The sequence below is a fragment of the Nocardia sp. NPDC050435 genome (genome assembly GCF_040655395.1).
Lineage (GTDB): Bacteria > Actinomycetota > Actinomycetes > Mycobacteriales > Mycobacteriaceae > Nocardia.
The window spans coordinates 447,875-463,160 of record NZ_JBFAJW010000001.1; the positions used below are offsets into that span (position 1 = coordinate 447,875).

A 15,286-nucleotide genomic window follows, 5' to 3' on the forward strand; every position below is an offset into this window, starting at 1 on the left:
GATTCGGGTGACGCCGCAGGAGACCGGTGCGGCCAGTATGGGGCCGGTGTCGTGGATGTCTCGGGAGCGGCTGCCGGCAGCGGCCGAGCGATTCCGCCGGACCCCGGCCGGGCGGACGCTGTGGCGGGTGGCGGCGGGCTTGCTCGAGATCCAGATCGTCGATCGGGCGCTGGCCCTGGCCGCCCAGATCTTCACCTCGGTGCTGCCGGTGATCATCGCTGCCTCGGTGTTCAGCGGCTGGCACGGTGCGGCCGAGGTCTTCACCGATCAATTCGGATTCGAGGTGGGCGAGGTGTCGGCCGGGTCCGCCGACGCCAGCGATCCGTCGGTGGCCGCGTTCGGATTCGTCGGGTTGCTGATGGTCCTGATCAGCGGCACCTCCTTCGCGCGGGCGCTGGGCCGGGTCTACGGCGCGGTCTGGCAGGTGCCCTCGATGGGGCCGCGCGACGCCTGGCGCTGGTTCGTGGCGCTGCTGGCCGTGGCGCTGGCGGTGGCGCTGGTCGCGCAGACCCGCGATCTCGCCCAGGTGCGCTATGCCGGGCGGCCGCTGTCGCTGCTCGGTGAGATCGCGGTGTGGACGGCGGTCTGGGCGCTGGCCCCGTTCCTGCTGACCAAGGGCGCGCTGCGCGGGCGCCGGGTGTGGGCCACCGGCCTGCTCACCGGTGTCGGCCTGACTGCGGTGCACGTGGGCGGCCGGGTGGCGCTGCCGCGCATCACGGCCAACGCCCAGCAGCACTTCGGCACCCTGGGGCTCGCGTTCACCTCGGTCAGCTGGCTCTTCGTGATGTCGCTGGTGATCGTCGGGGCCGCGGTGATCGTGGCGGCGTTGACGCTGGACGAAAGCCGGATCGGCGTCTTCCTACGAGGGTGAACCGGTGCGTCGCACGCGGGCCGCCATCCGGTCGGCGGCGGTGCGGATCGCCTCGGCGGACCGCGACGAACCGGTCAGGTACCCGGCCAGCGCGATCACGACTCCGAGCACGAACACCGCCCAGAGCGTGGTGCGCAAGGGCGCGAGGAACGCGTCGAGCACGATCCCCGCGGACCGTGCCGAGAGCAGATCGGCCGGCGTCGTGCGCACGTAGACCGATCGGGCGATGCCCAGCGCCACGGCCAGCAGCGCCATCGCCACGGCCGCCGTCGCGCCGACCCACGAAAACGCCCGTCGGCGTGCGCCTTCGGGGGCGGCCCAGACCGCGCCCGCGCCCACCAGCAGGGCGGCCAACGGCAAGAGCAGCGCCGCGCGATCCAGCGCCGAGACCCACCGCCGCGCCTCGACCAGTTCCGGCGAACGGAACAGCGTGAACTGCTCGTCGATCGAGGGCAAGCGCTCCGCCAGGGTGAATCCGCGCGCCAGCAGCGCCACGCGCACCCGGTCGATGATCGGCGCCAGCGACACCGTGACGGTGCCCTGCGCGTCCATCCCGAGCGCCGCGGGCGCGTCGCCCGCCAGGACGGCGACGACACCGCTGTGCGCGCGCCGGTTCACCTGCGTCCACAGCGTTTCGAACTCCGGTGACGCCAGCACCGACGCGGTGGTGTCGCGCACGAAATCCTCGGCCTGCGCGGCGAACACCGGCGACAACCCGACCACGGCCCGCGGCACGCGCGGCGCGGCCTCGACGATCGCCTGAACCGCCTCGCGGGACACGGTTTCCAGGTCCAGCCGGTCGGCGATCGCGGTGGTGATCCGATCGGTGAGCCCGTCCCGCAGCACCGGATCGGACCCCAGCGGCGCCACCGTCGCGACATACCGATCGGTGTCGAGCACCTCGCTGTGCGCGAACCGGGCCAGCACCGACGCCACCGCCAGCACGGCCAGCAGCACCAGCAGCACGATCACGAGCAGCCACCGGAGCCGCGCCGGTCGCCCGGCCCCGGAGTCCTCGGAGTGCGTCGCCATCGCCGGCTAATCCGGGGTGACGATCGCGAAGATCCCGTGCCGCTCGGATACCGATGTCTGGGCCATACCGACACCCTCCGCAGAGTGGCGGCCTGCCGCCTCACCCGATGCGGATGAGGCTGCGGTGCGCGGGCCGCATCTCATCCGGGACGGGTGAGGCACCGGCCGGGGGCGGTCGAGCAGAGTGCCGGATACCTGTATCTCTCGAAAGGGGACCGCCATGAGCGGGATCGGAACTTCGCACCCGGTGCGTCAGGGATTCGCCTTCGGGATCCGTTTCGCTGCCGGAACACTGCTGCTGGTCGTCGCGCTGATGTCCATCCTGCAGGGCATTTCGGCGGTCTCCGAGGACGGACTGTTCGCCACCGTAGACGACTACAGCTACCGCTTGAACCTGACCACCTGGGGTTGGGTGCACATCGTGGTCGGCGTGCTGCTCGCCTTCGCCGCGCTGGGCCTGATGATGGGCACCGTCTGGGGACGGTTGACCGCGATCGGCCTGGCGGCGTTGTCGATGGTGCTCAATTTCCTGTCGCTGCCCTACAACCCGTGGTGGGCGGTGCTGATCATCGCGCTGGACGCGGTCGTGATCTGGGCGGCCTCGACGTGGGGGCCGGCCGCCGACTGAGCGGGGGCCCGCTCAGTCCGGCAGCTGCCGCATCTCCAGCAGCGTGAGGCCGAGATTGTCCAGGCGCGCGAGGATTCCGCGCATGGCGGTGGGGTCGGCGACCGTGCCGTGCAGCAGCGTGGTGCCGTGCTCGCGGGGCGCGACGGACAGATCCGGGAAGGCCGACAGCGCGCGCTCGGACAGCTCACCGTCGACGACGAACTGGTAGCGGGTGGACACCTCGCGACTATGCCGCCGGTGACCGTCCGGCGGCCTCACCCTCGGCGGGTGAATTCCGCCGGGTGCGATCAGAGCAGGCCGCCGCGCCGGGCCACGGTCAGCGCCTCGGTCCGCGAACCGGTGCCGAGCTTGCTGTAGATGCCGCGCAGATGGGTCTTCACGGTATTGATCGAGATGCCCAGATCGTCGGCGATCTCCTGGCTGGTCCGGCCCGAGGGCAGCCGGCGCAGCACCTTCAATTCGGTTCCGGTCAAGCTCGAGGGCTGACTCCGGTTGTGCGCCAAGGGATGCCGGCGCACCTCGACGGCGAAGGCGTCGCAGTGGCCGAAGCTGCCCACGAATCGGTCCAGCAGGGCGATCGCGCCGGGCACGTCGAGGAACGGTCGCACGATCCGCTCGGGCGCGGCGTGGCGCAGCGCGTGCTGGACCGATTCGTGGGCGCCGGCGGTGTTGTCGAGGTCGACCTGCGCGCCCGCGTGCAGCAACCACGCGGTGACGCGGTGCACCTCGTGCAGCGCGGGCCCGTCGTCGAGCAGGGGCTCGACCAGCTCGGCGACGGCGCGGGCGCGCCGCGCGTCGCCGGCGAGCGCGGCGCGGGCCAGGCGGATCTCGGGGTGCTCGCCCAGCACCGTGCGGGTGCGCTCGACGAGCAACTGGGCCTCGTAGGGTTCGCGCACCCGCAGCAGCGCCCACACGACGAAGGGGAGCAGCCCGCCGGTGGCCGAGGCGAACGGGTCGCCGTCGAGCATCCGGGCGTAGTCGGCGCGCAGCCGGTCGGCCGCGGTGATCTTGTCCGCGGCGTCGTCGAACCGGGTCAGGGTGGCGATCACCCGGGTGTGCCAGCCGCCTGGCACCCCGATCGAGCCGTCGCGCAGGATCCGTTCGGCCCGAAGCACTTCGGGGCGATCGAGCTCGGTCTCGCCCTGGAGATAGGCGCCGAACGCCGCCATCGCACCGGCCTGGGCCGCCTCCGCGGTCGCGGTCAGGCGCTGGCCATGAGCCAGCTCGAGCGCGTATTCGGCCCGGCGGCGCATGGTGCCGAGCGCCCCGCCCAGACCCGCGGACATGCCGAGCCGCACCAGGGCGCGCAGCCGCAGCTGCGGGTGGTCGTGCACCTCGGCTGTCGCCAGGCCCAGCCGCAGGCGCTCCTCGCCGCCGGCTCGATCGCCGTGCACCAGCAGAGCCGTGGCGGTTTCGATCGCGGTGTAGCAGTCCAGGTCGGCGCGACCGGTCGCGGGCACGGGCTCCGGCGAGCCGATCTCGCGTGCCGGTAGACCGCCCGCGGTGGCCAGCGCACAGCCCACCGCGGTGCGCAATGCCGTCAGGGCCGGGGCGGCGAGCATCGAGTCCTGCGCGTCCGGTCGCTGCCGCAGCGCGTCGAAATACGCTCGCGCCGTGGGGATGTCGGAGCGGTGCAGCGCGTCCACGATGCGTAGCAACAGCAGGTAGGGATCCTCCGACAGAGGCCGCGAGGACGCGAGGGCGTCGAAGAGTTTGGGGCCGAAGCCGCTCAGGGTCAGGCTCAGCCCGTGCTCGCGCAGAAAATCGAGCAGCGGACCTTGCTCGGGCAGCGCGAGCAGATGGGGGAGCGCGGCGGCCGGTTCCCCGGCCGACTCCAGATACCGTGCGGTGCGCAGCCGCAGCTCCTGACCGACGGGAGCGCCGTAGCGGTTGAGTTCGGCCTGGAAGTAGGCCCGCGGCAACGGATGGTAGGAGTACCACACCCGCCCGTTGCGGGAGATCGAGGTGAGCGGGTAGTGCAGCCGTTCGAGTTCGCGCAACCAGTGCCCGGCGTCGCCCCCGGCCAGTTCCGCGGCGAGCTGCTCGGTGAAATCGACCGGAACGCTGGTGTGGGTCAGGAAGAGTCGTAGTTCCGGAGTCAGCGCGTCGATGAGTTCACCCGCCAGCAAGTCCGACACCGACACCGGTAGTCGCGCCAGCGCGGTGAGGGCCGCCGTTCTGTCCTCGGCGTGGGCGGCCAGCGAGATCGCCGCGATGCGCAGCATGGCGGCCCAGCCGCGCGTCAGGTCCATCAGCAGCGCGAGTTCGCTCGCGCCGAGTTCGCAGCCGTGTTCCCGGCAGAGTCGCGCGGCCTCGCCCGGGGTGAAGGCGAGCTTGTCCGAGCCCCAGCGCTGCAGCCGGGCGTTCATGTGCAGCAGATGCCAGCGCAGCGGTGGTTCGAAGCGGCCGCTGAGCACCATCAGCAGGTTCGGCGGCGAACGCAGCAGCAGATGTTCGAGACCGGCCAGGGTGAGCGGGTCGGTGATCAGGTGCGCGTCGTCGAGGACGATCAAGTGCCGCTCCCGGCGGCGGCCGATCGCCGCGACGAGGGCCTCGGCCTCGGCCACCGGGGCGGATAACGCCGGCTGCGGCGGCACGGTGAGATCGAGCCGGCTCGCCAGCCGCTGCCACAGCGTGGTGCTCGCCGCCGGATCCTCGGCCGGCAGCCACGCGGTGTGGCGGAAGCGGGCCCGCGTCCGGCGGTGTTGCGCCCACTCGCTCAGCAGCACCGTCTTCCCGCTGCCGACCGGACAGCAAATCAGCAGCACAGCGCCGCCGGGCGCATCGGCGAGGTCGTCCAGTTGCGCGCGCAGCGCCGTCCGGGGCAGGGGGGTGAAGGCGAACCGCGGAAACCCCGCGGCCCCCGGTGCCGGGCAGTGGCGCGAAACGGTCATCGAGGCTCCCGAGCAGTGAATGGCTGGTCATGGCGCTCTGCCTGCAGGAGCCTAGTGGCGCGCGGGCCCGCCCCGGGGAAAGGAGACGATCTTGTTGTGATTCATCCGGAACGGGTGAGTCCGACCGGCCGGGCGGCGGTCGACGATCACTGGGCGGCAGTCCGGCACGCGCCGGTCAGCGAACGGCTGGCATTCGAGGAGGTCATCGCGGTGTCACGCGACGCGGCAGCACCAACCCCCGCGCTCTGGTCGATTCCACGCGGGCTGATCGTGCTGCTGGCGGTCGCGGCGGCGGTCATCGCCATCACCGGGGTGAAGGCGTTCTCGGGCATCGTCGGGCCGACGTTCCTCGCACTGATGCTCACGGTGGCCGTGCAGCCCGTCCAGTCCTGGGTGCGGCGGCGCGGCTGGCCGAACTGGGCGGGTATGGCGCTCGCGCTGATCGCGGCGTATCTGATCGTGCTCGGGCTGCTGGCGGTCCTGGTGGTTTCCATCGGCCAGCTGGCGACCGAGCTGCCCGGCTACTCGTCGCGGTTCGACGAACTGCTCGACGGCGCGCGGTCGGTGCTCGGCGATCTCGGCATCGGCGGCGAGCAGATCCGGGACATGCTCAGCGGGCTGGATTTCCACCAGCTGGTCACCCTGCTGCAATCGGTGCTGCGGGAACTGGCCGGGGTGCTGTCGAACCTGGTCTTCGTCCTGGCGCTGCTGCTGTTCATGGCCTTCGACGCGATGTCGATCGGGCGCCGGGTCGAGATCGTCGAGGCGCTGCGGCCCGACATCGCCTACGCCCTGGGCGCCTTCGCCGCGGGAACGCGCCGATACCTGGTCGTCTCCACGGTTTTCGGTTTGATCGTCGGCGTCTTCGACGGTGTGGGGCTGTGGCTGTTCGGCGTTCCGCTGCCGGTGCTGTGGGCGGTGCTGTCGTTCATCACCAACTTCATTCCGAACATCGGTTTCGTGCTCGGGCTCGCGCCGCCGGCGCTGCTGGCGCTGCTGGACGGCGGCCCGCGCCTGATGCTCTGGGTGATCGTGTTCTACTGCGTGGTCAATTTCGTCATCCAGTCGGTGATCCAGCCCAAATTCGTGGGCGACGCGGTCGGGCTCAGCGTGACGGTCACCTTCCTGGCCCTGATCTTCTGGTCGTGGGTGCTGGGTGCGCTCGGCGCGCTGCTGGCATTGCCGCTGACCCTGCTGCTCAAAGCGGTGCTGCTCGATATCGACCCCTCGACCCGCTGGTTGAGCGCCCTGATCAGCACGGCGCCCGACAGTGAACCGGATCCGGAAATCCCCCGACCGAAGGAGACATCATGACCGCACCGACGAATCCCGGCCCCGCGCGCAAACAACCCTCGGCGCTGTCGCGCCTGTCGCTGAATCAGTGGGTCGCGCTGATCCTGACCGTGCTGGCGGTGCTGTTCTTCCTGGAGAACCGCGACCGGGTGGAGATCGAATTCCTGCTCATCACGATCCGGTCGCCGATGTGGCTGGTGCTGCTGGTGACGTTCGCCGTCGGCTGGCTCGCCGGAATGCTGATGACCCGTAAACGCAAGGCGCGCTGACCGTTCAGGCGCGGCTCAGTCCGGCGGTGCGGCCCGCTCGGGCAGGTCGGCGGTGGCCGCGGTGACGGTCGGATAGACGGCGATCGGCGCGGAACCGGTGGCGGCGCTGCTCAATTCGTCGCCGAACTGGCCGATCGAGCGGGCGATCCGGAAGTCGATGCCGCGCCCGGCGAGGGTGTCGCGCAATGCGGCGAGCATCGCCGCGGCGGTGACATCGATGCTGGGCGAGGTCTCGGCGTCCAGCACCACCAGGCGGGTCCGCGGGCCGCAAAGGCGCTGCACGCGTTCGCGGACGTACTCGGCGTTGGCGAAGAACAAGCCGGACTCGACGCGCACGACCAGCAGATCCGGGCGGCCCGTGAGATCCGGGTGCCGGGCGGCGTCCAGCCACAGCGTCCCCTGCTTGACCAGCGAGGTGACGTGCGGCTCGGAGGCGCGATACACCAGCAGCAGCAACGAGATTCCGATGCCGATGAGCAGGCCCGGCAGGGTGTCGAAGAGCAGGACGCCGAACAGGGCGGCGATGGCCGCGGTGAAATCCGCGCGTGCCGCCCGCCCGTAGATGCTGCCCAGGCGTTCGGTCCACACCCGGTACAGCCGGCGCAGCGAGGCGATATCGACGAGTTCGAGCACGGCCGCGATCACCACGCCCGCCAGGGTGGCCTCGGGCAATTTCTCGAACAGTCCGGTCAGCAGCAGCAGTGTCAGCACGGTCAGCGCGGCGACGATCAGCCCGCTCGCCTGGGTCTTGGCGCCCGCCGATCCGTTCACGGCGGTCTTGGACAGGCTGCCGTTGACCACCATGCCCGAGGCCAGGCCCGAGCCGAGATTGGCCGCGCCGAGGCCGAGCAGCTCGCGATCGGCGTCGACCTCGTAACCGGCCTTGGCGGCATAGGTTTTCGCCGCGCCGAGCCCCTCCGCGAAACCGATCAGGGCCACGCCGACCGCCGGGCCCAGCAGATCGAGATAGTCGGTGAAACTCACGCCGCCGGGCAGGCCCAGCGCGGGCAGCCCGGCATCGATGTGCCCGACGATGTCGACGCCGTGCTCGTCCAGTCGCAGGGCCTGCACGGCCAGGATGCCGAGCAGCACGGCCAGCAGCGAACCGGGCACCAGCGGCAGCCAGCGTTTCAACCCGACGACGATCGCCAGGCTCAGCGCGCCGAGCAGCACTGTGCGCCACTGTGTTTCGCCCACGTGGGTGAGCACGCCCCAGGCTTGCCGGAAGAAGTTGCCCTCGTGCTTGCCGATGCCGAGCAGTTTGGGCACCTGGCCGATGATGATGGTCAGCGCGAGCCCGACGATGAAGCCTTTGAGCACCGGTTCGGAGATGAAGTTCGCGACGAACCCCAGGCGGATCAGACCGGCGAGCAGCCCGACCACCCCCGTGGCGATCGCCAGCGCCGTGGAGAGCGCCACGTAGCGCCCGGAATCGGCGGCCGCCAGCGGAGCGATGATGGCCGCCGACAGCGCCGCCGTCGCCGACATCGGGCCCACGACGAGATGACGGGAACTGCCGGCCAGCGCGTAGAGCACCAGCGCGGGCAGCGCCGCGTACAGGCCCACCACCGGCGGCACCCCGGCGATGCTCGCGTAGGCCAGCGCTTCGGGCACCAGCACCGCCCACACCGTCAGCCCGGCGACCACATCGGCCCGCAGCCAGGTCGTCCGATAGCCTTGAAGTGATTGGAACACCGGCCATTTCGTCGTGCTCATCTGTGCTCCCGCCGTGGTCAGAGACCGCCGATGCCCTTGCCGACGAGTACCGCGCCCATGAGCAGCAGCACGATCGCCATGACGGCGTGATTGTTGGCTTGCAACCACACCCGCGCGCTGTCCAGGGCCGGGCGCAGGCGCTGCGCGGCCAGCAGATAGCCCAGCACCACGCCGAGCACACTGGCCGCGGCGAGCGCGGTGAACACCAGCACCGCGACGACCTGCCCGCCGGTGCCGAGATCGCTCGCCCCGATCGTCACCCCGGCGGACACGCACAGCAGCAGGTTCTTCGGATTGACCGCCGCCAGCACCACGGCCGTCCCGGCGGCCTTGACGGCGGTGAACTCGTCGATGGCGCGCATCCAGCCCGGCGGATCGGTGTCCCGGCGTTGTCGCCACTGCGCCGCCGCGACCACCAGCAACAGCACGCCCAGTGCGAGCTTGACCCAGGACACGGCGGCCGAGGGTTCCCGGGACCCCGACCCGTCGGCGGCGCCGGCGATCAGCACCACCACCGTCGTGGCCAGCGCGATGCCGAAGACCCAGCCGAGGGCGAAGCCGATCGCGGCTCCCGAGCCGTTGCGCGAGAGGATCATCAGGATCGCCGCGACGATCGGGATCGGCGAAATCGCGACACCGACCGCCAGCGGCAGGAGTTCTCCCAGTACAGAGCCCATTTTGTCCACGTTAGGGGTGTGTGGCCGGCCGGTTCCTCACTCGGTTCGGATGAGATTCGCGCCCCGTCCTACCTCACCCGCATCGGATGAGGCATGCGGCCCGCGCCGCGCCCAGCATGGGCGCATGGCGGAATCAGCGGCGGGCCTGGGCCCGGTAGAAGTGGTCGTCCTCTCCTTCCCGGGGACCGAACTCGCGCCCTCGGTCACCGCGGCGCTGCGGGCGGTCGTGGACGACGGCCACGTCAGCATCCTGGATCTGGTGTCGCTGTCCAAGGACAGCGACGGCCGGCTCACGGAGCGGGAATTCGCCGAGCCGCTCGCCGAGCTCGGGCTCGGGGAGCTGACCGTGCAGCGAGAGCTGATCAGCGACAGCGACCTGGACGTGGTGCGCGAGTCGCTCAGTCCGGGGAACTCGGCGGTCGTCGTCGCCTACGAGCAGACCTGGGCCCGCGCGCTGGGCCAGGCGGTGCGCGCGGCCGGCGGCGAAGTCGAATTGCACATCCAGGTGCCGCGCGACGTCCTCGACGCGGCCCTGGTCGCCTCCTAGAAAGGTCCGGCCCATGGTTCTCGGCAGAGCACGAATCGGCAGGCCCGGACTGCTGGGCGCGGTGGCGCGCACGGCGGTCATCACCGGCACCGCCCGCGCGACCGCCAACGCCGTCGACCGGCGCGGTCAGCGGCACGCGGCCGAGCAACAGCAGGCGTATGCCGTTCCCGCGCAACCCGTTCCACCACCGGCCGCGGAGCCGCCCGGCGCGGACCTGGTGGGCCGGCTCGAGCAGCTCGGGCGGCTGCACGAATCCGGCGCGCTCACCGACGCCGAGTTCGCGGCGGCCAAGGCTCGTCTGCTCGGGTGAGCCGCTCGGTTCAGAGCGGCGGCAGCTCGGTGACGTAGACGCGGGCGCTGCGCCGCGACAGCACGGCCTCGAGGTGATCGATCCCGTCGAACTCGTTGCACAGCAGGAACAGATGCTGCCCGTCGGGTCCGCCGACCGCGCAAGAGAAGCAGGGGAGTTCGGTCTCGACGCGATGGGTGATCGTGCCGCCCTCGAGTACCCGGACGACGACGCCCGCGGGGACGCTCGGATCGCCGGGGTCGGGCATGTCCGCGGTCTGGCACCAGATGCCGCCGCCGGCATCGACGCTGATGCCGTCCGGGCCGAGCCCGTCGGCCCAGACCCGCCGGCCGGTCAGCGAGCCGTCGGCCTGGATGTCGAAGGCCGACATCCGGCCCGCGAAGGACTCCGCGATCACCAGCGTGGAGCCGTCGGGGGTGATCACCATTCCGTTGGGGAAGTCGATGTCGCCGGCGACGTCGCGCGCGGCGCCGTCGGCCTCGATCCGGCGGATCCAGCCGGGTTCGGGTGCGCCGCCGCCCAGAAAGTCGAAATCGGCGCCGTTGACGTAGACATGACCGGCCGGATGCACGACGAGCTCGTTGCCGCCCTGCGCGCTGTATTCGACGGCCGACCCGTCCGGATCCACCCGGGTCAGCGCGGGGCCCGACACCAGCAGCGCGCCGTCGGGCAGCCAGTCGATCGACCAGCCCATGCCGTCCGGCCCGGGGGCCACGACCTCGGTGCGGCCGTCGAGATCGATCGCCAGCACTTCGCCGCTGCCCCAGTGCGCGAGCCAGAGCCTGCCCTCGTGCCAGCGGCCGGACTCGACCATCGTCAGGCCCTCGGCCAGCAGGCGCGGGGGCGCGAGCGCTTCGACGGGGCCGCCGGAGTTTTCGGGTTCGCTGGTCACGCCGCCATGCTAAATCCTCAGCGCAGCGCCGGGGTGATGTCGAGGGGAAGGGTGCGGGCCCATTCGCGCGCCTGGACTTTGGCGTCGAGGGGCATGGAGGCGTCGTGACGGGCGTGTTCGCCGACGCGGAGTGCGCCCCGGGCGCTGAGCTTCTCGACAACGATCTCACCGCCGCGATTGAACGTGTCGCCGTAGACGCTGTCGCCGAGGCCGAAGACGGCGAAGCGCAGTCCGGTCAGGTCGGGGGCGGTGCGATCGAGCTGGTCGAAGAACGGCTCCGCGCCGGTGGGCAGATCGCCGTCGCCGTAGGTGGAGCAGACGATGAGGTGCAGATCGCGCACGTCCAGGTCGGCGGGGCGGAAGTCGGACATGTCGTGGACCGAGACCGGGTAGGCGGCCAGTTCGCCGGCCAGGCATTCGGCGACGCCTTCCGAGGTGCCCATCTCGGTGCCGAACAGGATGACGATTCGCATGATCAACTCCTTCGCTATTAAGGGCAGCCTAACCTGAATTCTCGGGATCGTGCCGGGTCTGCTTGCCGAGCGGAGCGCGCGAAGTCTGCGAGAATTCCGGCATGCGCGTGCTGCTGCCGATTCCGGACCGGGATTTCGACGTCACCGAGGTCGCGGTGCCCTGGCGGCTGCTCACCCAGGCCGGGCACGAGGTGGTCTTCGCGACCGAGCGGTCCGGCACCCGGGCCCAGGCCGATCCGCGATTGCTGACCGGTGCGATCCTCGGCGCGGCCCCCGAGCCCAGGGCCTACTACGCGCAACTGTGCGAATCCGCCGGCTTCCAGGCCACCCGCGGCTGGGCCGAACTCGACGTCGAGCAGTTCGACGGACTGCTGCTGCCCGGCGGGCACGGCCCCGGGATGCGGCAGTACCTCGGATCGGAGCCGCTGCACGAGCAGGTCGCCCGGTTCTGGTCGCTGAATCGCCCCGTCGGCGCGATCTGCCATGGCGTGCTCGTGGCCGCTCGCGCGCAGAACCCCGCCACCGGCCGCAGCCTGCTGGCCGACCGCACCACCACCTGCCTGCCCAAATACATGGAGCGCACCGCGTATTTCGCCACCGCGTGGCGGATGGGCCGGCACTATCGGACCTACCCGGCCTATGTCGAAGACGAAGTCCGCGCGGCGCTCGTGCACCCGGACACCCAATTCCGGCGCGGCCCGGTCGAATTGCTGCGCCGCGGCAGCGCCACCGACGACCGGGCGGCGTTCACGGTGACCGATGGCAACTACGTGTCCGCGCGCTGGCCCGGGGACGCCTATCTGTTCGCGCGGCGCTTTCTGTCGCTGCTCGCCGGGTAGGTTCGGTGGCTGCACGACGACATCCGGGGTAGTCTCGAAAGGGTCTTGGGTAGTCTCGATGCCGTGGCGATCGTGTACTACTGGGCACTGGCGCAAATGATGAAGAACGCCGGGGTCGGCCTCACCGAACGGGAGGTCGAGGCGCTGATGAATCAGTGGCTCGCCGGCACCCGGCGGGCCTGGATCTCGCGCAGCGACGACGCGGCGACCGGGTGGGTTCTGATGCATTTGTGGATGAGGTCCGAGGCCGGGCAGCCGCTACAGGTCACCACGCGGGTGCTGGCTCCGGATATCACCGTCGTCGACGTGCGCCCGCTGACCGACGCCCAGGTCGCAGAGTTCGAACAATGGGAGGCCCGCAATGAGCACTGATCGCGAGATGAGGGATGTCAGCCCCGAGCAGATGGCCGCCATCGTCGGCCGCGCCCAGGTGCGGCCCGGCCCCCCGGCCGAGTTCGGGCTCGCGCCCGACGCCAAGTCCGACCGGCTGGTGCCGCGCTCGGTCAAGCTCTCCGACGACGACAACCTGCACTGGGAAATGCTCGCCGGCGACCTCGGGCTGAGCAAGAGCGAATACCTGCGCACCCTGATCCGGGATGCCTGGCGGCAATCCCAGCGCGGCGATCAGCAGCCGGAGATGGTTCCGGTCGAGACGGTCCGCGCCCTGGCGAGCAAGGCCATGGAGGATTTGCTCTCGCAGCTGTCGCCCCGCCCTGGCCACGCCGCCTGACGAGGACGTCGGGGCAACTCCGCCGCACCCGTATGACGTTGCGGCGGAGCGCGAGCCACAGTCGGCCGCACCGTAATTCGGGTCAGGCCCGCGCCACGGTGCCGGGCCGGTCGGCCGGGGGAGTGCGGGCGGGGAGGTCGTCTAGCAACGCGGCCGGCAGGAGTACGGTGGCGCGCACGCCGCCGTACTCGGACTCGGCCAGGCGCACGGTGACGCCGTGCGCGTTCGCGAGGTGGGCCACCACGAACAGGCCCATGCGGGAGTCCGCCGCGAGCGAGCCGGGGCCGAAATCGGGTGGGGCGGCCAGGAGGCTGTTGTAGTGCCGGAGGTCGGAGTCGGTCAGACCGGTGCCCTGATCGCGGATGTCGAGGGCGAGGCCCCCGGTGACGAGGCTCGCGGCCGCGTCGACCCGGGTCGGCGGCGGTGAGAAGGCGGTCGCGTTGTCGAGGAGTTCGGCGACGAGGTGGATCATGTCGGCGACCACGGCCCCGCGCACCGCGACCTCCGGCATCGGGCCGACGCGGACGCGCAGGTAATCGGCGGTCTCGCCGACCGCGCTGCGCACGATGTCGACGACCGGGACCGGATGACGCCACCGCCGGCCGGGTCGGCTGCCGCCCAGGATCAGCAGGTTTTCGGCGTTGCGCCGCTCCCGGGTGGCGAGATGGTCGAGTTCGAACAGGACGTCGAGCAGTGCGGGGTCGTCGCTGGCGCGTTCGGCGGTGTCGAGGATGTCGAGCTGGCGATGAATGACCTGCTGGCTGCGGCGCGCGATGGTGACGAACACCGCCCGCACCCCTGCCCGGGTGCGGGCCTCGGCGGCCGCGGCGGTGACCGCCACGGTCGCGGCATACTCGAAAGCCCTGGCCACTTCGCCGATTTCGTCCCGCCCGGCGTCGAATTCCGGTGCCGGAGCGACGGGTTCGGCGGCACTGCCGGTCTCGGCGTGCCGGATCGCCGCGGGCAGGCGCTGATCGGCCACGACCAGGGTGGCGGCGCGCAGCCGCCGCAACCGGCGGATGATCCGGTCGGCGAGGAAGACCGCGATCAGCAGGGCCAGCACGCTGCTCGCGGTCACGACGATCGCGGTGCGCAGGCCCGAGGTCTCGGCGCGGCGCGCGGCGTCGGCGGCGCTGCCCGCGGCGTACCGGTGCTGGTCGCTGTAGGCCGCCAGCAGGCGGCCGGTGACTTCCCGCGCCGTGTCCTGCCACGCCTCGATCGAGACGGGCAGGGCGGCGTCCGGGTCGCCGTGCAGGCGTTCGTGGACGGCCGATTCCACCTCCGAGAGCTGCCGCCAGGCCGCGCCGGTCATGAGTTCGAGCAGCGGGCCGTTGCGCGGGGTCCCGAATTCGGTGGCCAGATTCCTGATTTCGGCCCGGTAGAAACCGGCCTGCGTGCTGAATTCGTCGGCGGCGAAGGCGCGCCCCTCCGAGCCGATCAGCGCGAGCGCCACGGCGTTGCTGCGCGACATCGCCTCGGTGGCGCTGAGCAGCCGGACCGCCTCGGAGACGGCGGTCGCCAGCATCGGGTCGGGCGCGGCCTGCTGTGCGCGGCGGAAGCCGTCGTTGAACAGCGAGTAGGGAGCGTTGTAGAAGGCATAGGCGTCCGCGGGAGCGATCCGGCGGCCGTCGACGGCGGCCCGCATCGAGGTGACCGCGCCCGCGAACGTGGCGCGCTGCTGGGCCATTCCCGTCGCCGGCCGGTGCCGGAGCGCGTCGGCGCGTTCGAGCGCGTCGAAGCCGCGATCGACGCGCGCTCGCGCGGTGGGCAATTCGGGGACCTCGGCGTCGCCGGTCAGCCGGCGCAGCGAGAGCAGCCGCTCGTCCTGGACCGCGGCGAGCAATTCGGTCGCGACCGGACGGACCCGGTCGAGGTCCTCGACCCAGTCCCGGATGCGGTAGCTGTCGCGCAGCAGATCGCCGGCGGTCACCGTGCCGAGCGTGAGCAGCGTGAGGCTGGGTACCAGCGCGATCGCCAGAATTCTGGTCCGAACGCCGAGCCGTGCCGTGAACATCGGCCCAACCTAGGGCGCGGCGCCGCGGCCCCGGCTCGCTCTCACCCCGATTTGTGGGAGGTGAGCAGCCGCGCGCCCGGCATTGGTGAAATGCCCAGTCC

General features: G+C 71.3%; 17 protein-coding genes. 9 read left to right on the top strand and 8 right to left on the bottom strand.

From position 1 onward, the window contains the following. Positions 1-55 precede the first annotated feature (55 nt). On the top strand, positions 56-871 hold the full coding sequence (locus AB0I43_RS02275) for a hypothetical protein (protein WP_357431166.1): 816 nt from the start codon (positions 56-58) through the stop codon (positions 869-871). Here the strand turns inward: AB0I43_RS02275 and AB0I43_RS02280 are convergent. Next, on the bottom strand, positions 860-1,903 hold the full coding sequence (locus tag AB0I43_RS02280) for a hypothetical protein (protein WP_357431055.1): 1,044 nt from the start codon (positions 1,901-1,903) through the stop codon (positions 860-862). The genes AB0I43_RS02275 and AB0I43_RS02280 overlap by 12 nt on opposite strands. A 220-nt stretch (positions 1,904-2,123) precedes the next feature. Between AB0I43_RS02280 and AB0I43_RS02285 the strand changes: the two genes are divergently transcribed. Further along, positions 2,124-2,531 carry a hypothetical protein gene (locus tag AB0I43_RS02285; RefSeq protein ID WP_357431057.1) on the top strand — a complete coding sequence of 136 codons (408 nt, stop codon included), beginning with the start codon at positions 2,124-2,126 and terminating at the stop codon, positions 2,529-2,531. 12 nt (positions 2,532-2,543) lie between these two features. Here AB0I43_RS02285 and AB0I43_RS02290 read toward each other — a convergent pair whose 3' ends face one another. Together AB0I43_RS02290 and AB0I43_RS02295 are read right to left on the bottom strand one after the other, a co-directional pair. Then, on the bottom strand, positions 2,544-2,750 hold the full coding sequence (locus tag AB0I43_RS02290; protein ID WP_356972612.1) for a hypothetical protein: 207 nt from the start codon (positions 2,748-2,750) through the stop codon (positions 2,544-2,546). Between the two features lie 68 nt (positions 2,751-2,818). After that, complete coding sequence (locus AB0I43_RS02295) at positions 2,819-5,425, bottom strand: LuxR C-terminal-related transcriptional regulator (RefSeq protein ID WP_357431059.1); 2,607 nt, start codon at positions 5,423-5,425, stop codon at positions 2,819-2,821. A 204-nt stretch (positions 5,426-5,629) separates the two neighbouring features. Between AB0I43_RS02295 and AB0I43_RS02300 the strand changes: the two genes are divergently transcribed. Further along, positions 5,630-6,739, top strand: a complete 1,110-nt coding sequence (locus AB0I43_RS02300; protein WP_357431168.1) for an AI-2E family transporter — start codon at positions 5,630-5,632, stop codon at positions 6,737-6,739. Further along, the gene (locus AB0I43_RS02305) at positions 6,736-6,987 is read left to right on the top strand and encodes a hypothetical protein (RefSeq protein ID WP_356972614.1); all 252 of its coding nucleotides are present in this window, start codon (positions 6,736-6,738) and stop codon (positions 6,985-6,987) included. The genes AB0I43_RS02300 and AB0I43_RS02305 overlap by 4 nt, the downstream gene beginning before the upstream one ends. Before the next feature lie 15 nt (positions 6,988-7,002). On the opposite strand, the gene AB0I43_RS02310 is transcribed toward AB0I43_RS02305, so the two are convergent. Next, complete coding sequence (locus AB0I43_RS02310; RefSeq protein WP_357431061.1) at positions 7,003-8,703, bottom strand: SulP family inorganic anion transporter; 1,701 nt, start codon at positions 8,701-8,703, stop codon at positions 7,003-7,005. A gap of 17 nt (positions 8,704-8,720) precedes the next feature. Further along, positions 8,721-9,380, bottom strand: a complete 660-nt coding sequence (locus AB0I43_RS02315) for a GAP family protein (protein WP_357431063.1) — start codon at positions 9,378-9,380, stop codon at positions 8,721-8,723. Positions 9,381-9,504: 124 nt separating this feature from the next. Between AB0I43_RS02315 and AB0I43_RS02320 the strand changes: the two genes are divergently transcribed. Both AB0I43_RS02320 and AB0I43_RS02325 read left to right on the top strand, forming a co-directional pair. Next, positions 9,505-9,927 carry a DUF6325 family protein gene (locus AB0I43_RS02320; RefSeq protein ID WP_356972618.1) on the top strand — a complete coding sequence of 141 codons (423 nt, stop codon included), beginning with the start codon at positions 9,505-9,507 and terminating at the stop codon, positions 9,925-9,927. A 13-nt stretch (positions 9,928-9,940) separates the two neighbouring features. Further along, positions 9,941-10,237: an SHOCT domain-containing protein gene (locus tag AB0I43_RS02325; protein WP_357431065.1), complete on the top strand. Its 297-nt coding sequence runs from the start codon at positions 9,941-9,943 to the stop codon at positions 10,235-10,237. Positions 10,238-10,247: 10 nt separating this feature from the next. Here AB0I43_RS02325 and AB0I43_RS02330 read toward each other — a convergent pair whose 3' ends face one another. After that, on the bottom strand, positions 10,248-11,129 hold the full coding sequence (locus AB0I43_RS02330) for an SMP-30/gluconolactonase/LRE family protein (protein WP_357431067.1): 882 nt from the start codon (positions 11,127-11,129) through the stop codon (positions 10,248-10,250). Positions 11,130-11,146: 17 nt separating this feature from the next. Further along, complete coding sequence (locus tag AB0I43_RS02335; protein WP_357431069.1) at positions 11,147-11,602, bottom strand: flavodoxin domain-containing protein; 456 nt, start codon at positions 11,600-11,602, stop codon at positions 11,147-11,149. Between the two features lie 101 nt (positions 11,603-11,703). Here AB0I43_RS02335 and AB0I43_RS02340 point away from each other — a divergent pair, with 101 nt between their 5' ends. From AB0I43_RS02340 to AB0I43_RS02350, 3 genes are all read left to right on the top strand, one after another. After that, entirely contained in the window at positions 11,704-12,441 is a 738-nt protein-coding gene (locus AB0I43_RS02340; protein WP_357431071.1) for a type 1 glutamine amidotransferase domain-containing protein, read from the top strand. Between the two features lie 63 nt (positions 12,442-12,504). After that, positions 12,505-12,813: a hypothetical protein gene (locus AB0I43_RS02345; protein WP_356972623.1), complete on the top strand. Its 309-nt coding sequence runs from the start codon at positions 12,505-12,507 to the stop codon at positions 12,811-12,813. Further along, the gene (locus AB0I43_RS02350; RefSeq protein WP_356972625.1) at positions 12,803-13,171 is read left to right on the top strand and encodes a hypothetical protein; all 369 of its coding nucleotides are present in this window, start codon (positions 12,803-12,805) and stop codon (positions 13,169-13,171) included. The genes AB0I43_RS02345 and AB0I43_RS02350 overlap by 11 nt, the downstream gene beginning before the upstream one ends. An 82-nt stretch (positions 13,172-13,253) precedes the next feature. Here the strand turns inward: AB0I43_RS02350 and AB0I43_RS02355 are convergent, their stop codons facing one another. Continuing rightward, positions 13,254-15,185: an ATP-binding protein gene (locus AB0I43_RS02355; protein WP_357431073.1), complete on the bottom strand. Its 1,932-nt coding sequence runs from the start codon at positions 15,183-15,185 to the stop codon at positions 13,254-13,256. Positions 15,186-15,286: the final 101 nt, after the last annotated feature.

Bases quoted from the DNA above. Each gene is read 5' to 3' on its own strand.
- AB0I43_RS02275 (WP_357431166.1), top strand. From the start codon at position 56: ATGTCTCGGGAGCGGCTGCCGGCAGCGGCCGAGCGATTCCGCCGGACC.
- AB0I43_RS02280 (WP_357431055.1), bottom strand. From the start codon at position 1,903: ATGGCGACGCACTCCGAGGACTCCGGGGCCGGGCGACCGGCGCGGCTC.
- AB0I43_RS02285 (WP_357431057.1), top strand. From the start codon at position 2,124: ATGAGCGGGATCGGAACTTCGCACCCGGTGCGTCAGGGATTCGCCTTC.
- AB0I43_RS02295 (WP_357431059.1), bottom strand. From the start codon at position 5,425: ATGACCGTTTCGCGCCACTGCCCGGCACCGGGGGCCGCGGGGTTTCCG.
- AB0I43_RS02305 (WP_356972614.1), top strand. From the start codon at position 6,736: ATGACCGCACCGACGAATCCCGGCCCCGCGCGCAAACAACCCTCGGCG.
- AB0I43_RS02310 (WP_357431061.1), bottom strand. From the start codon at position 8,703: ATGAGCACGACGAAATGGCCGGTGTTCCAATCACTTCAAGGCTATCGG.
- AB0I43_RS02315 (WP_357431063.1), bottom strand. From the start codon at position 9,380: ATGGGCTCTGTACTGGGAGAACTCCTGCCGCTGGCGGTCGGTGTCGCG.
- AB0I43_RS02320 (WP_356972618.1), top strand. From the start codon at position 9,505: ATGGCGGAATCAGCGGCGGGCCTGGGCCCGGTAGAAGTGGTCGTCCTC.
- AB0I43_RS02325 (WP_357431065.1), top strand. From the start codon at position 9,941: ATGGTTCTCGGCAGAGCACGAATCGGCAGGCCCGGACTGCTGGGCGCG.
- AB0I43_RS02335 (WP_357431069.1), bottom strand. From the start codon at position 11,602: ATGCGAATCGTCATCCTGTTCGGCACCGAGATGGGCACCTCGGAAGGC.
- AB0I43_RS02340 (WP_357431071.1), top strand. From the start codon at position 11,704: ATGCGCGTGCTGCTGCCGATTCCGGACCGGGATTTCGACGTCACCGAG.
- AB0I43_RS02350 (WP_356972625.1), top strand. From the start codon at position 12,803: ATGAGCACTGATCGCGAGATGAGGGATGTCAGCCCCGAGCAGATGGCC.
- AB0I43_RS02355 (WP_357431073.1), bottom strand. From the start codon at position 15,185: ATGTTCACGGCACGGCTCGGCGTTCGGACCAGAATTCTGGCGATCGCG.